A 343-nucleotide genomic window follows, 5' to 3' on the forward strand; every position below is an offset into this window, starting at 1 on the left:
CTAAGCCCGGACAGGCGCCGCGCCGCCGTCGATCACCTCAAGCGCAAGTTGCGGGTGAGCGAACGGATGGCGTGCCGTCTGGTCGGGCTGAGCCGCTCCGCGTACCGGCGACCGCTCAAGGGCGACACGGTCGCGGACCCGGATCGGGCGCTCAGGGAGTGGCTGCGCGCCTGGGCGAAGGACCATCCCCGCTACGGGTATCGGCGGGCGTATCACGACGCCCGCGCCGAGGGGTGGGTGGTGAACCACAAGAAGATCCAACGCCTGTGGCGTGACGAAGGGCTCCGGGTCCCGCAGCGGCGTCGACGCAAGCGCGTCGGGTCCTCGACCGTCGACGCGCCGA

Annotated in this window: 1 protein-coding gene; it reads left to right on the plus strand. The window is 71.7% G+C overall.

The window, feature by feature from the left end:
- Nucleotides 1-343 (plus strand): IS3 family transposase (locus tag KVS67_RS11705; RefSeq protein WP_217565417.1); only part of this gene is annotated, 343 nt, incomplete at both ends.

This window comes from Micrococcus sp. GbtcB5, assembly GCF_019091605.1.
GTDB lineage: Bacteria > Actinomycetota > Actinomycetes > Actinomycetales > Micrococcaceae > Micrococcus > Micrococcus luteus.